The sequence below is a fragment of the Betaproteobacteria bacterium genome (genome assembly GCA_009693245.1).
Lineage (GTDB): Bacteria > Pseudomonadota > Gammaproteobacteria > Burkholderiales > SHXO01 > SHXO01.
Genome location: SHXO01000009.1, coordinates 13,871 through 28,110, shown reverse-complemented (window position 1 = coordinate 28,110; position 14,240 = coordinate 13,871). Strand labels below are relative to the sequence as shown.

15 protein-coding genes and 1 pseudogene are annotated in these 14,240 nt (G+C 61.1%); 13 read left to right on the top strand and 3 right to left on the bottom strand.

Translation table 11 applies throughout. The features are described 5' to 3' along the window. The first annotated feature begins 59 nt into the window (after positions 1–59). From EXR36_02655 to EXR36_02595, 13 genes and pseudogenes are all read left to right on the top strand, one after another. A complete protein-coding gene (locus EXR36_02655) occupies positions 60–1,595 on the top strand; it encodes a CoA-acylating methylmalonate-semialdehyde dehydrogenase (GenBank protein ID MSQ58561.1) in 1,536 nt (511 codons plus the stop codon). A gap of 118 nt (positions 1,596–1,713) precedes the next feature. Then, entirely contained in the window at positions 1,714–2,856 is a 1,143-nt protein-coding gene (cofG, locus tag EXR36_02650) for a 7,8-didemethyl-8-hydroxy-5-deazariboflavin synthase subunit CofG (protein MSQ58560.1), read from the top strand. Further along, the gene (gene cofH, locus EXR36_02645) at positions 2,853–4,076 is read left to right on the top strand and encodes a 7,8-didemethyl-8-hydroxy-5-deazariboflavin synthase subunit CofH (protein ID MSQ58559.1); all 1,224 of its coding nucleotides are present in this window, start codon (positions 2,853–2,855) and stop codon (positions 4,074–4,076) included. Before cofG ends, cofH begins: the two co-directional genes overlap by 4 nt. Then, the gene (cofC, locus tag EXR36_02640) at positions 4,073–4,693 is read left to right on the top strand and encodes a 2-phospho-L-lactate guanylyltransferase (GenBank protein ID MSQ58558.1); all 621 of its coding nucleotides are present in this window, start codon (positions 4,073–4,075) and stop codon (positions 4,691–4,693) included. Before cofH ends, cofC begins: the two co-directional genes overlap by 4 nt. Positions 4,694–4,700: 7 nt before the next feature. Then, complete coding sequence (locus tag EXR36_02635; GenBank protein MSQ58557.1) at positions 4,701–5,702, top strand: TIGR03842 family LLM class F420-dependent oxidoreductase; 1,002 nt, start codon at positions 4,701–4,703, stop codon at positions 5,700–5,702. 3 nt (positions 5,703–5,705) lie between these two features. Continuing rightward, the gene (fgd, locus tag EXR36_02630) at positions 5,706–6,713 is read left to right on the top strand and encodes a glucose-6-phosphate dehydrogenase (coenzyme-F420) (GenBank protein MSQ58556.1); all 1,008 of its coding nucleotides are present in this window, start codon (positions 5,706–5,708) and stop codon (positions 6,711–6,713) included. A 199-nt stretch (positions 6,714–6,912) separates the two neighbouring features. Further along, positions 6,913–7,704, top strand: coding sequence for a coenzyme F420-0:L-glutamate ligase (cofE, locus tag EXR36_02625; GenBank protein MSQ58555.1), 792 nt, complete (start codon positions 6,913–6,915; stop codon positions 7,702–7,704). A gap of 8 nt (positions 7,705–7,712) precedes the next feature. Beyond that, the gene (locus EXR36_02620) at positions 7,713–8,957 is read left to right on the top strand and encodes a Zn-dependent hydrolase (GenBank protein MSQ58554.1); all 1,245 of its coding nucleotides are present in this window, start codon (positions 7,713–7,715) and stop codon (positions 8,955–8,957) included. Positions 8,958–9,013: 56 nt separating this feature from the next. Then, complete coding sequence (locus tag EXR36_02615; protein MSQ58553.1) at positions 9,014–9,196, top strand: hypothetical protein; 183 nt, start codon at positions 9,014–9,016, stop codon at positions 9,194–9,196. Positions 9,197–9,424: 228 nt separating this feature from the next. Then, positions 9,425–10,012, top strand: a pseudogene (locus tag EXR36_02610) (cytosine deaminase). A gap of 24 nt (positions 10,013–10,036) precedes the next feature. Further along, positions 10,037–10,402 carry a cupin domain-containing protein gene (locus EXR36_02605; GenBank protein MSQ58552.1) on the top strand — a complete coding sequence of 122 codons (366 nt, stop codon included), beginning with the start codon at positions 10,037–10,039 and terminating at the stop codon, positions 10,400–10,402. Between the two features lie 24 nt (positions 10,403–10,426). Continuing rightward, positions 10,427–10,771 carry a hypothetical protein gene (locus EXR36_02600; GenBank protein MSQ58551.1) on the top strand — a complete coding sequence of 115 codons (345 nt, stop codon included), beginning with the start codon at positions 10,427–10,429 and terminating at the stop codon, positions 10,769–10,771. A gap of 105 nt (positions 10,772–10,876) precedes the next feature. Next, entirely contained in the window at positions 10,877–11,437 is a 561-nt protein-coding gene (locus EXR36_02595) for a hypothetical protein (GenBank protein ID MSQ58550.1), read from the top strand. Positions 11,438–11,579: 142 nt separating this feature from the next. Here the strand turns inward: EXR36_02595 and EXR36_02590 are convergent, their stop codons facing one another. Genes EXR36_02590 through EXR36_02580 form a run of 3 tightly spaced genes read right to left on the bottom strand, consistent with a single transcriptional unit; the run spans position 11,580 to position 14,215 of the window. After that, a complete protein-coding gene (locus EXR36_02590; GenBank protein MSQ58549.1) occupies positions 11,580–12,176 on the bottom strand; it encodes a hypothetical protein in 597 nt (198 codons plus the stop codon). Then, positions 12,160–12,825, bottom strand: coding sequence for an SCO family protein (locus EXR36_02585; GenBank protein ID MSQ58548.1), 666 nt, complete (start codon positions 12,823–12,825; stop codon positions 12,160–12,162). The genes EXR36_02590 and EXR36_02585 overlap by 17 nt, the downstream gene beginning before the upstream one ends. Further along, a complete protein-coding gene (locus EXR36_02580) occupies positions 12,779–14,215 on the bottom strand; it encodes a cytochrome C oxidase subunit I (GenBank protein ID MSQ58547.1) in 1,437 nt (478 codons plus the stop codon). The genes EXR36_02585 and EXR36_02580 overlap by 47 nt, the downstream gene beginning before the upstream one ends. Between the last annotated feature and the right edge of the window lie 25 nt (positions 14,216–14,240).

Below are 14,240 nucleotides of genomic sequence, written 5' to 3'. Positions count from 1 at the left end.
CACCGCGGCCATTGTCAAGTGCTACCATCCTCCCAGAGCAATTTGACCGAGGCTAGGCCATGTCCGCCGTACTAAACCCACCCCCCGCCCAAACAACCAAGTTGTACGACGTCACCCATTACATAGGTGGCAAGCGCGTGCCATCGCAGTCCGGGCGCCATGGGGATATTTTCAATCCCTCCCACGGCGGCGTGGCGGGGCGGTTGCACTTAGCAAATGAGGCAGAAGTGGCGGCGGCGGTGGCCAACGCCAAGGAAGCCTTTTCAGCTTGGTCGCAAACGCCCGCCTTGGGCCGCGCGCGCATCCTGTTTCGCTATCTTCAGTTGCTGCAAGACAAGCGCGATGCGCTGGCGGAGTTGATCGTCGACGAGCACGGCAAGGTGTTCTCCGATGCCGTGGGCGAAGTGATGCGCGGCATCGAAGTGGTGGAGTTCGCCACCGGGATTCCCCAGCTTCTAAAAGGGGAGATCACTGAGCAGGTGGCCCGCGGCATCGACGCATGGTCCATTCGCCAGCCACTGGGCGTTTGCGCGGGGATTACGCCTTTCAATTTCCCGGTGATGGTGCCCATGTGGATGTACCCCGTGGCCATTGCCTGCGGCAACACTTTCATTTTGAAGCCCTCGGAGCGCGATCCCTCGCCCAGCCTGATGATGGCCGATCTGCTCAAGGAAGCGGGCCTGCCCGATGGCGTATTCAACGTGGTGCAAGGCGATAAAGTAGCGGTGGACGCGATTCTCGCCCATCCAGATATTCAGGCCGTGAGTTTCGTGGGTTCCACGCCCGTGGCCAAGTACATTTACGCGACCGGCGCGGCTCACGGCAAGCGCGTACAAGCGCTGGGCGGCGCCAAGAATCACATGGTCGTCATGCCTGACGCCGATCTGGACCAGGCCTGCGATGCGTTGATGGGTGCGGCATACGGTTCCGCGGGCGAGCGTTGCATGGCCATTTCCGTGGCCGTGGCGGTGGGCGACGCGGCCGACAAGCTGGTGAACGCGCTGGAACCGCGCGTGAAAGCGCTGAAGATCGGCGAAGGGCACCAGCCGGGCGTCGAGATGGGCCCGGTCGTAACCGGTGCTGCCAAGCAGCGCATCGAGACGCTCATCGGCAAGGGCGTGGCCGAAGGCGCTAAACTCGCCGTGGATGGCCGCGCCTGCAAGGTGGCTGGGCTGGAGAAAGGTTTCTTCGTGGGCGGCACCTTGTTCGACAACGTGCAAGCGAACATGAGCATCTACCGCGAGGAGATTTTCGGCCCGGTGCTGTGCGTGGTGCGCGTGCCGGATCTGGCCGGTGCGGTGAAGTTGATCAACGAGAATGAATATGGCAACGGCGTGGCCATCTTCACCCGCGATGGAGGCGTGGCCCGCGAATTCGCGCACCACATTCCGGTGGGCATGGTGGGGGTGAATGTGCCCATCCCCGTGCCCATGGCCTTCAATAGCTTCGGCGGATGGAAGAAGAGCCTCTTCGGCGATCATCACGCCTACGGCCCCGAGGGCGTTCGCTTTTACACGCGGCAGAAAGCGGTGATGCAGCGCTGGCCGGATAGTATTGCGAAGGGAGCGCAGTTCGCGTTTCCGCAACTGAAGTAAGAATCTGCCCCCACCCTAGCTCTCCCCCGCAGGCGGAGGAGGGAATGAATGAGAGGTCCCCCGCAAGCGGGGGAGGGAATTAAGCCGGGGACGGAACGCAAGGAAGATTAGAGGAGACATGACCAGCTTTACGGTGCAAGAAGCAAACGCTGTGGCGGGCCTAGAAGCCGAACGCTTGGAGGACGTGCGTTCGCGCGCACGCGCGGCGGCGGATGCGCACTGGGGTAAGACTGTGAGTTACTCGCGCAAGGTCTTCATTCCGCTAACCACCTATTGCCGCAACACCTGCGGCTATTGCACTTTCTACAAGGTGCCGGGGCAAGCGGGGGCGCGTTACATGACACCGGAAGAAGTGCTGGACGTCGCGCGCAAGGGCGAACGGCTGGGCTGCAAGGAAGCGCTGTTTTCCCTTGGCGAAAAGCCAGAGCTGCGTTACCAGGAAGCGCGCGCTGCGCTGGCCAAACTGGGCTACGAACGCACCCTCTATTACCTGCGCGATATGTGCGCCTTGGTTCTGCGCGAGACTTCGCTCATTCCGCACGTCAACGCGGGCACGGCCACGGTGGAGGATTTGTTGGCGCTCAAATCCGTGTCCGGCAGCATGGGCATGATGATCGAGAACGTGAGCCGCCGCTTGACCGGCGCGGGGCAGGTGCACCACGCGTGCCCCGACAAGACGCCTGTGCAACGCCTGCGCACCTTGGAATCGGCTGGAAAAGCCGGCGTACCGTTCACCACGGGAATCTTGATTGGCATCGGCGAGACCTGGGAGGAGCGTATCGAGAGCCTCGCCGCCATCGACCAGTGCCATCGCAAATACGGCCACATCCAGGAAGTCATCGTGCAGAATTTTCGCGCCAAACCCGGCACGCCCATGGCGAACCATCCAGAACCTTCCCTTGATGACATGGAACGCACCTTGGCAGTCGCGCGGCTGTTGCTCTCGCCAGAAATTAGCCTGCAAGCACCGCCCAATCTGGAAGATGACTTCGAGTCCTATCTCGATTGCGGCATCAACGATTTGGGCGGCATCTCGCCGCTCACCTTGGACTACATCAACCCCGAGCGCGCCTGGCCCGCGATCGCGGAACTCGCCCGGCGCACCCAGGCGAAGGGATACGGGTTGCAAGAGCGCCTTACGGTCTATCCGCGCTATCTCAAGCCCGGGCAAGGCAGCCGTTTTCTCGACCCGCGTCTGGCTCATCTCCTGTCGAGAATGGCCGGCCCGAGCGGCATGGCGAGCGCACAGGTGCTGTCATGACGGACGCGCTAAACAAGGCCTCCACGGAAGTGCGTGCCATATTGGAGCGCGCGCTCGAAGGCAAGGAGATCTCCCGGGAGGAAGGTGAGGTGCTGTTCCGGGCGCAAGACGCCGATCTCGCCGCCTTGCTCGCCACCGCCGACCAAGTGCGCCGCCAGCTTGTGGGCGAGAACGTGAGCTTCGTCACGGTGCGCAACATCAACTTCACCAACGTATGCTACATGGCGTGCCGCTTCTGCAATTTTGGGGTGCACCGGGAAGCGCCCGAAGCGCAGTGGTTGTCCCTGGAGGAAGTGGCGCGCCGCGCGCAAGAAGCGTGGCAGCGCGGCGGCACCGAGGTGTGCATTCAAGGCGGGTTGCATCCGGATCTTCCCGCGGATTACTACCACCGCTTGGTGGAGGCGGTGAAGGCCAAGGTGCCGCGCATGCACATTCACGCCTTCTCGCCTTTCGAGATATGGTATGGCGCGAAGAAGGCGCGCATGACGCCGCGCGCCTTGCTGAGCGAATTGAAAGCGCTGGGTCTGGGCACTATCCCCGGCACGGCGGCGGAAATTCTCGACAAGGAGATTCGCCTGCAGCTCACGCGCAACAAACTCTCCGCCGAAGAGTGGGTAAGCATCGTGCGCGATGCCCACGCCGTGGGCCTGCGCTCCACCGCCACCATCATGTATGGCCATATCGACGGCCCGCGACATTGGGCGGCGCACATCGATTTGATTCGCTCCATTCAGAAGGACACCGGCGGTTTCACCGAATTCGTGCCCTTGGGCTTTATCCACGACCAGACGCGCTTGTTCGCGGAGCATGAAGATGCACGGCCTGGCCCCACCCTGGACGAACATCTGCGCATGCACGCGGTTGCGCGCTTGATGCTCGCGGGGTTCATCGACAACATCCAAGTCTCATGGGTGAAGCTCGGGCCGCAAACGGCGCAAGCCATTCTCACCTGCGGCGCCAACGACATGGGCGGCACCTTGATGAACGAGAGCATTTCGCGCGCGGCGGGCGCCAAGCACGGCCAGGAGATCACGCCGCTGGAAATGGTGGAGATCATCCGCGCGGCGGGCCGCATTCCCGTGCAACGAGACACGCTCTATCGCACGCTGGAAGTCTTCGACGATCACGATCCGCCCGAGATTCCCCCGCTGGTGGAGCGCAAGCCTGGAGTGAGTCCCGTCGCGTTTCTGCATCGCGCTCGCGCGCAGGTGGCCTCATGAGCACGCTGCTGATCGTTCCCATGAAAGACCCCGCCAGCGCCAAGACGCGCCTGAGTGCCGCGATGCACGCGGAGGAGCGCGAGAACTTGGCCAGGATGCTATTCGCCAACACGCTTTCCTTCTTTGCCAAGCAGCACCCAACGATGCCCCGGTTGGTGGTGACGGAATCCGAATCCATCGCCTTCGCGAGCCTGCGCCAAGGCGCGCAAGTGCTGCGCGAAACCCATCGCCGAGGATTGAACGCCGCCGTGGAAGCCGCGGCTCTGTGGGCGGTTGAGCGCGGGTTCACCTCGACCCTCATCGTCGCCGCGGACGTGGCGGTGTGGGAGGCGAGCGAGGTGCAGGACTTGTTCGTCGCCAGTATCGGGCGCACGGTGGTCATTGCCGAAGCGGTGGACGGAGGCACCAACGCGCTGCTGCTGCCCGCCCCCAATGCCTGCCCGTTCCGCTATGGCCCTGGCTCGGCCCTGATGCACGAGATCGCCGCCAAGCAACGCGGTTATCGCACGCAGCGGCTGCATCTGCCTTTTCTCGCGCGCGACGTGGATACGCCGGGGGATTTGGAGTTGTTCGAGATTCCCGAACGGCGCGGACCGAGGACTCAGAGAAGCGAGTAGTTCGTCCATGGAGTTCGGCATCACCTTCAAGGGCTTCGTTGAACCGGACAGGGCTCGCTATCTCGTGCGCATGGCCGAGCACGCGGGCTTTGGCTATTGCTGGTTCTACGATTCGCACATCTTGTGGCGCGAGTGCTACCCGGCCATCGCCATGTGCATGGAACACACGCGCACCATGCGTTTCGGGCCGCTGGTCACCAACCCGGACGTGCGCGATTGGTCGGTGGCCGGTTCCTTGTTCGCCTCGCTCGCCAAGCAAAGCGGCGGGCGCATGGACGTGGCCGTTGGGCGCGGCGACAGCTCGCGGCGGGTTATGGGCAATAAGCCCGCGACCCTGGAGCGGGTCGCCAAGTTCGTGCGCGCGATGAAGGCCATGGCGCGCGGCGAGGACGTGAGTTATCCGGAATGCCAGAATCCAGTGAAATTGGCCTGGGCAGCGGGATACGACATGCCCGCGTGGATCGCGGCGTACGGCCCGCAAGCGCTGAAGTGTGCCGGTGAAAATGCGGATGGCTTGGTGCTGCAAATCGCCGATGTGGGCCTGTGTAAATGGTTCACGGACCAAGCCTTGGCCGCGGGACGCGCCGCGGGGCGCGACATGTCGAAGTATCGCTCCATGGCTGCCGCGCCCGCGTACTTTGGATCCGCGCAACAATGTTTCGAGGCCACCAAGTGGTTTCCCGCCATGGTGGGCAATCACGTGGCGGACATCGTGGAGAAGTACGGCAAGGATGCGCACGCCGTTCCCGAAAGTCTCACGGCCTACATCGAGAAGCGGCGCGGTTACGACTATTCCAAGCACGGCCAAAGCGACAACCCATATCTGGACTTCATCACTCCGGACGTGGTGGAGAGCTTCTGCGTGCTGGGAACCGCGGAACAGCACGTAACCAAGCTGCACGCGCTGAAAGCGGCCGGCATCACGCAGTTCAACATTTATCTGGACAACGGCGACGAGGAAAACATCATCGCCACCTACGGGTCGAAAGTGATCCCATCCCTTCGGTAAATCATGCTCAAACTCGGATACAAAGCCTCCGCCGAACAGTTCTCGCCCAAGCAGTTATTGGAGTACGCCTGCTTAGCGGAGGAACTGGGCTTCGACTCGGTGTTCATCAGCGATCACTTTCAGCCCTGGCGGCACACGGGTGGCCACGCGCCCTTTTCCCTATCGTGGCTGGGAGCGCTCGGCGCGCGCACTTCGCGCATCGTCATGGGTACCAGCGTGCTCACTCCCACCTTTCGCTATCACCCTTCCGTCGTCGCTCAGGCCTTCGGCACCTTGGGGGATATGTTTCCCGGCCGTATTGTGCTGGGCGTGGGAACTGGCGAGTCGCTCAACGAAACGCCGGCGAGCGGCATGGTGTGGCCAGAGCAGAAGGAGCGCACGGCGCGCTTTCGCGAATCCATCGCGCTCATCAAGCAGTTGTGGCAAGAAGAACGCGTGTCCTTTCGCGGACAGTATTACCGCACGGAAAACGCAACCATCTATAACCGCCCGGAGGAGGCCGTGCCCATCTACGTAGCGGCGGCAGGGCCGGTCATTGCCCAATTCGCGGGCGAGCACGCGCAAGGTTTCATCTGCACCAGCGGCAAGGCGGAGGGACTTTACCGAGACACGCTGATGCCCAGCTTGAAGACAGGGCTGGCGAAGTCGGGCCGCGCCCAGGACGACATCGACCGCATGATCGAAATGAAAGTGTCCTTCGATACGGAGCACCACCGCGCCCTACACGACACGCGTCATTGGGGCGCGCTGGCGCTCTCGCCGGAAGAAAAAATGAACGTGGAGGACCCCATGGAAATTGAGCGTCTCTCTGACGCTATGCCCGTGGAACGCACCGCCAAGCGCTGGATCGTCTCCACGGACCCGGAGGAGCACGTAGAGAACATCGAGCCCTATATCGATCTGGGGTTCAATCACCTGGTCTTCCACGCCCCTGGGCCCGATCAAGAGCGGTTTCTTCGGCTATACGCGAAAAGCGTGCTGCCCTTGCTGCGTGAGCGCTTCGGTACTTGAGGATTTCCTAATCGATGGCATGGAGAATTTATTCAAAATGGTTTCCCTCATCCCCACCATTCTCCCGGAGGGAGAAGGGCTTTTTACTTCCCACTCGGCATTCTTCCCGCTCGGGCGGGAAGCACGACGCTCCCTTCTCCCTCCGGGAGAAGGGATGGGGATGAGGGAGAGGGACTGAGGGTGAGGGAAAGAGCATGTCATGATTTACGAAGAGGCCGATGGAGGAACACCCTGTCTAACGCTCAGAGCACTCCAAGGCATCGGAGAAGTTCGTCCCGGCCAGTTGATCGAGGACATCCTCATCGAGGCCCTGGAGCGCAACGCCATCGCGCTCGCGCAGCACGATGTGGTGGCGGTGTGCCAGAAGGTGGTGTCGAAATCCGAAAACCGTTATGTGGATCTCGACAGCGTTGAGCCCAGTACGAAAGCCCTGGAACTGGCGGGGAAGTGCGCAAAGGATGCGCGTTACGTGGAAGTGGTGTTGCGCGAAGCTACTGCCGTGGTGCGCTGTGTGAAGGACGTGCTCATCGTGCGGCACAGGTTGGGATTTGTGGTGGCCAACGCGGCCATCGATCAATCCAACGTAGAAGGGGGCGATCACCGAGTCTTGCTGCTGCCGGAAAACCCGGACCACAGCGCGGCGCGCTTGCGTGAAGCCATCATGAAGCGCACGGGCACTGACGTCGCGATCATCATCACCGATAGTTTTGGGCGCGCGTGGCGCATGGGCGTGTGCGGCGTGTGCATCGGTTGCGCGGGGCTGATGCCGCTTGCCGACCAGCGCGGGAAGCCTGACCGCTTCGGCCGTGCGCTGCGCATCACGCAAGTGGCGATTGCCGACCAAATCGCCAGTGCGGCCACCCTCGTCATGGGAGAGGGCAGCGAAGGTTTGCCCATGGTGATAGTCTCCGGTGTACCGTCCCAGGCATTCGGGCGGCCGGCGCCGGCCAGCGCGTTGATACGTCCCGCCCAAGAAGACTTATTTTGCTAGGAGCACCTATGCGCACAGATACATTGAGCATCAACGGCCAGCGCCTGTGGGATTCGCTCATGGAACTGGCCAAGATCGGCGCCACGCCCAAGGGCGGCGTATGCCGCCTGGCCCTCACCGATTTGGATAAACAGGGGCGCGATCTCGTCGTGTCTTGGGCCAAGGCAGCGGGGCTGCAAATCACCATCGATAAGATCGGCAACTGCTTCATGCGCCGCCCGGGCCGCGATAACAGTAAGCCGCCCATCTGCATGGGCAGCCACATCGACACGCAACCGACGGGGGGCAAGTTCGATGGCAACTACGGCGTGCTGGCGGGGCTTGAAGTGATGCGCGCATTGAACGACGCCAAGGTGCAAACCGAAGCGCCTTTGGAAGTCATCTTCTGGACCAATGAAGAAGGCTCGCGCTTCGTGCCGGTGATGATGGGCTCGGGCGTGTTCTGCAAGGACTTCACCTTGGAGCACGCCTACAACTCCAAGGACGTGAACGGTAAAACCGTGAAGGAGGAACTCGCCCGCATCGGTTACGTCGGAACCGAGGAACCTGGCCAACATCCCATCGGCGCCTACTTCGAGGCGCACATCGAGCAAGGCCCCGTGCTGGAAGCCAACGACAAAGTGATCGGCGTGGTGGAAGCGGTGATGGGGCTGCGCTGGTACGACTGCATCGTCACCGGCTTGGAATCTCACGCGGGTTCCACGCCCATGGAAACCCGCAAGGATGCGTTGCAAGCCGCAACCCGCATCATGCAGGAAGTGGTGGCCATCGCCAACCGTTATGCCCCCAACGGGCGCGGCACCGTGGGCTTCGTGCAGGTTTTCCCCAACAGCCGCAACGTCATCCCTGGGCAAGTGAAGTTTTCCATCGATTTTCGCCATCCAGAAAAAGACACCCACAACCGCATGGACGCGGACCTGCGCGCCTTCATGGCCAGAGTAGGCAAGGACACGGGATTGCCCATCGAGTTGAAAGAAGTGTCCTACTACCCACCCGTGCCCTTCCACGAGGCTTGCATCGGCGCCGTGCGGCGCGCCACCGAGAAACTTGGTTACTCCAACATGCCCACGATATCGGGACCTGGCCACGATGCCATCTTCATGGCACGCTTGGCACCCGCTGGTATGATTTTCATTCCGTGCAAGGACGGCATCAGTCACAACGAAATTGAAGATGCGAAAGCCGAGCACATCGAAGCGGGATGTAACGTGTTACTGCACGCGGTTCTGGAACGAGCCGGCGTGGCCAACTGAAGTGGTCTAAGCGAGGCGGTCTAACCGAGGCAGTCCAATTGTCTAACGTAGGAAAAATGAACAAGAGAGCACTTATCAATTTACTCATAGCCGCTACCGCCCTGGGACTTTCCGGCGGGCTGCGCGCGCAAGCCAAGATCAAAGTGGCCGCCATCTACACGGTCCCCGTGGAGCAGCAGTGGGTGAGCCGCATTCACAAAGCGCTGAACGCCGCGCAGTCGCGTGGAGACATCGAATAAGTCTTCTCCGAAAGCGTGGCCAACGCGGATTACGAAAGGGTGCTGCGCCAGTATGCCGAGGCGGGACATCAGTTGATCGTGGGAGAATCCTTCGCGGTGGAAGCCGCCGCACGCAAAGCCGCCAAGAGTTACCCGAAGATTTCCTTCCTCATGGGTTCTTCGGGCAAGCCTCAGGCGCCGAACTTTTCCGTGTTCGACAACTACATCCAGGAACCCGACCATGCGCAGCGCTTAGGGTTGCAGGGGCGCGTGACCGGATCGCACTTGACCTCCATGCACTCCATGGACAACTACTATGTGTCCAAGCTGCTTCCACTCATCAAGGAAGCCGGCGTGTCAGTGGTGGCCAATCCGCTCATCAACATCACCATTCAGGGACGCCACGATACTTATCCGAAGCGGCGCGGTATGACGCGCGTGCCGGAAATGCTCGCCGCCGGCATTGCCGTGGCCTTCGGTCACGACTGCGTGATGGACCCTTGGTACAGCCTTGGCTCGGGCGATATGCTGGAGGTGGCCCACATGGGCCTGCATGTGGCGCAGATGACTGGACAAGAAGCCATGGCCGCGTGCTTCGCCGCGGTGACCGAAACTCCGGCGCGTATTCTCGGACTGGATGGCTACGGCATTGCACCGGGATGCCATGCGGATCTGGTCGTACTCGATGCACGCAATCCCATTGAAGCGATTCGGCTGCGCGCTCAAAGGCTGCTGGTGATGAGGCGCGGACAAGTCATCGCTCGCAGCGCTCCGGCACACTCGCGGCTCACGATAGCCGGACGACCTCCGGCGGTGGATTTTCGGCTGTCAGCGTAATGTTTGAAACTAGAGGACACTCCCATGGCGAGTAACGAACAAAACTTTGTCGCGCACCCCAGTCATCAGCGCAAAGCCTCTGTTGAAGAAGCCTCGGCTTTGCTACCCGGCCCGGAAGCCAAGCCGCGTTCGGCGGGAGTGTTTCGCCACGGCTCCATGCTGGTCAAGTTATTTGCCCCGCGCGGTGCCGATGTGCAGACGCCGCACAAACAAGACGAGCTGTACTTTGTCGCGCGCGGGTCAGGCTGGTTCGTCAACGCAGACACGCGCACCCGCTTCGGGCCGAACGACATGCTATTCGTCCCTGCCAATGTAGCCCATCGCTTCGAGGAGTTCAGCGACGACTTGATGGTGTGGGTCGTGTTCTACGGGCCGGAGGGCGGGGAATAGTGGTGCAAGACAGTTCCAAAACCGATTTCTGGGAAACACGCTAGCATCATCCAACTCGACGATTTTTTCGAGTTCGGTTTCGGGGCACCCTACGATGTGGTCTATGAGCGCACATTCCTCTGCGCCTTGCCACCCAGCATGTGGGATCGCTACGGCAAGCGCATGGCCCAGATCGTCAAGCCCGGTGGTTTGCTTGCCGGCTTTTTCTTTTTTGGCGATACACCGCGCGGACCGCCATTTGGTATTGGCAAAGAACGCTTGGATGCACTCCTCGTACCCAATTTCGAACGGGTGGCGGACCGCGAGGTACACGACTCTATCGCGGTATTCGAGGGCAAGGAACGCTGGCAGGAGTGGCGGCGGGGCTAGTGATAATATTCATTCAGGGTGGATGGCGGAAAAAAGCAGACTCTTAGTAGAAAAGTCACCCGCCTTTTATTTTATTTTCTATCGGAGACATTAGTGAAAAGCGGTATTTCTCAGCCTGAAACTTCTCATTCCAGTTGCACTTCCTGTGCGGAATTGCTCACCACCAACTTCGGCCGCCGCCGTTTTCTCAATGTGGCCGCCGGTGGATTGGCCATGGCTGCGTTCGCGCCCATGGGCGTCTTCGCTGCCTCCGGCAAATACGAAGCGATGGTACTTTCCTGCATCGATCCGCGCTTCCAGGAACTGGTATCCAAGCACACCGCCTCGCGCAAACTCACCGGCAAGTACAGCCAATTCACCATGGCCGGTGCCTCCGTCGGAGTGGTGGCCCCAGCATTCAAGGATTGGCACAAGACCTTTTGGGATAATTTGGGCGCCTCGATCCAGTTGCACAAGATCGATAAGGTCATCGTGATCAACCACCGAGATTGTGGCGCCGCCAAGATCGCCTATGGCGAGGCCGCGGTTGCTAATCGCGACACCGAAACCAAGACCCATCGCGAGGCCTTTGCCCAGTTCCGCAAGGAATTGGCCGCGCGTTTTCCGGCGATAAACGTGGAAACCGGGCTCATGGCCTTGGACGGAAGTATCGAGTTCCTCTCTTAAGAAATCTCGCGCGCCGGCGCAACGCCCGCATGCTTCATGCGGGCGTTGTTCTTTGTTGGACGAGCTACTTGCCCGTCCGGCTGAGCTGGACGCCCTGATCTCTCCGGGCAGGCGTGTACGCCCGGCGAACACCTCCAAGGATTCACGTGACGTAGTATTCCTTGCCCCGAGCCGGTCCGAACACAGGCCGCCAGATCGCGGCCACACCCCACATCGCGCCGATCGAGCATAGCGCGGTTCCAGTTCGCTGCTGGTCGCCCAGTAGATAGGCGAGGCAAAGGCGCTCATCGGTGGCGAGGTAGGCCCAGCCAAAGCGCATGAAGGTGGCAACGATCTCAACATGGATGACGCCGCGCGCTATGGGAGGGCATCGATACCACGATAGGGAGGTCGCGCTTCCCGCGAGCAGCGGTACGCTCAGAAACTTGGTGGCGTCCCACAAGATGTCCAAGCGCGCGCTGTCCAGCGTGCTGGGCAACATCCACAGTGTCATGGTGGCGGTGGCGATGAGCAGTCCAGTAGCGCCCCAGCGGTTTGCAAGTTGCAGGCGCCCGGTCACGGGATGATGCGCTATTCGCCTTCCCAAGATCCATCCAATGGCGATGAGTAGGGGAAATTGCAGGATCATGTGGCGAAACATGGATGCCTCGAACCAGTTTCTCAGGGGCGGTAGAAAAAGCACCGCCCACAAGAACAGGGCGCACATTCCCGCGGTTCGTGGATTAACGCGGCCGAACATGGCGAATCGCCTCCTCGGTATCTCCCACATTGGCAATCGCTTGCAGGCGTCCCTCGGGATTGACGACGTGGATCGCCGCATTGTGCGCAAAGCCGCCAGCCCCATCGGGGATAACCACCACACCGAACGAGCCGAACCAATCCTGCAGGTCCTCCAAGGAAGGACGCGCCATGTCCCATCCTAGGGCCGATACGCTGTGACGCGCCCGGTACGCCAATAGTTGCGCGGCGGCGTCGCGAGCGGGATCGAAACTCACCGAGAGCAAGCGCACATGCCCAGAGGCAATCTCGCCGCCCAAGCGTTGCTGTAGTTGCGCGTACACGGAACCGAGCGAAGTGCACAGCGTCTGGCAACCCGTGTAGATGAAATCCACCAGCACCCACTGGCCGGCGTAGCGTTGAAGTTGGACGCGCTCGCCTTCCGGTGTCGCGAACGCCAAGTGAGTGACCGCGCGTGGCGCACGCAATGCTTCCAGGCGGCGGGCGGACTCCAGCGTGAAAGCCTGGAATCCGTCCGTGACCCTCGCGCCAACGCCGAGAGCCGTGGCGAGTGCAATGGCGAAAGCTAGAGCGGTGGCAAGCGTGCTTGCTGGCACGTCGAGATCAAAGCACCGCGTGAGGCAAACGCCTGAGCAACTTCGCGCCGAGATGCAGCGCCGAGATCACCACCAGAATCGCCGCGGCCGCGCCGGTCTTGGCATAGGGCACCCACTCAGTCGCGTGCTCGGCGAAACGGCGCGGCGTACTCTGCACGCCTCCAGCCAGAAACATCATGCAGAACACCAGGCCCGCCACGCCGTATACCCAGAACATCGCCTGGTCGGCACGGCTCTCTTGCCAGTTGTTGCGCGTGGTGGCGTAGAACAAGGTGCCGAGCAACATGGGCAGCAGTCCCAGCAACAGGTAAAGATGGAAATGCCCCGGCACCCACAAGGTGTTGTGCATGACAAGATTCACGCGGATGGTGGCATCCACGATGGCAGGGATGACCACTATGGACCAACCCAGCACCGAAAACACCAACAGTCGCAACGGCAGATCCCATTTCACGCCGGAGCGATGAATGTTGGCAAGCAAGCCCCATGTGGTGACCAGCAACACGGGAATACCGCTCACGTAGGAGAGCACTTGGCCAAGAACCAATGCCCAAGGCGGCATGACGAAGTCCATCAGCGTGTGATGGGGATAAACGGCGAGTACCACCAGCGTGACGGCGGCCCAGGCGGCGAGGAAGGGACGGCTAATCTTCCACGGCCGCCCCGTATAGGCGGGAACGATCTCATACACGCCGATGACCGCCATGTAGATAGTGGCGTTGATGAACACGTGGCCGAAGAAGAAGATCATGTTCTTGACCAACAACGCATCGAGCGCGAAAGACGGCACGTACAAATTGACGAGGCAAATCACCAAGACCACCGCGCCCGCCAGGATGCCCAGGATGTTGATGATCGCCACCATGGTGCTCGCCACCACGGTAGGCGGATGTTCCGTATCGATGCGGCCGCTGAATAGCTGGTCCAGGCCAAGCCCCTTTACCAGCGAGCCATGGCGTTTGATTATGGCGATGGCGCAATCAAGGTAGAAGAGCAAGAAACCCACGCCGATGAAGAGTAATCCGCCGATATATCCAGCCGCGGCGTGCGCACTCCACATGCCGTTGCTCTTGGCGGGCAGCGGAAACAAGAAAGTCCATCCGGCCGCGAAGCCTCCGATCAAGATGGCCGCGAGGATCATCACCACGCCAATCAAGGACAGCACGAGCATCGTCACGAAAATACCCGTGGAAAGCTTCACGTACTTGCGCAGGAAATACCACATCACCGCCGCACCCGCGAGACCGGCCGTGCCCACCATCCCCGCACCGTGCAGAGTCATGATCTGATAAAACACGTTAGCGGGAATACCGAGCCAGGTCCCTTGCGCCATGCGCAGTACCGCACCCGCCAGCATCATGAGAAGAAACACCAGTACGCCGGTGCCCGCGTAGGATTGAAAAGCGAGCTTCGCCCCGGAAGTGTTTGCCGTTGCCGTATTCATGTTCGCTCCTCCTATTTCACGATGA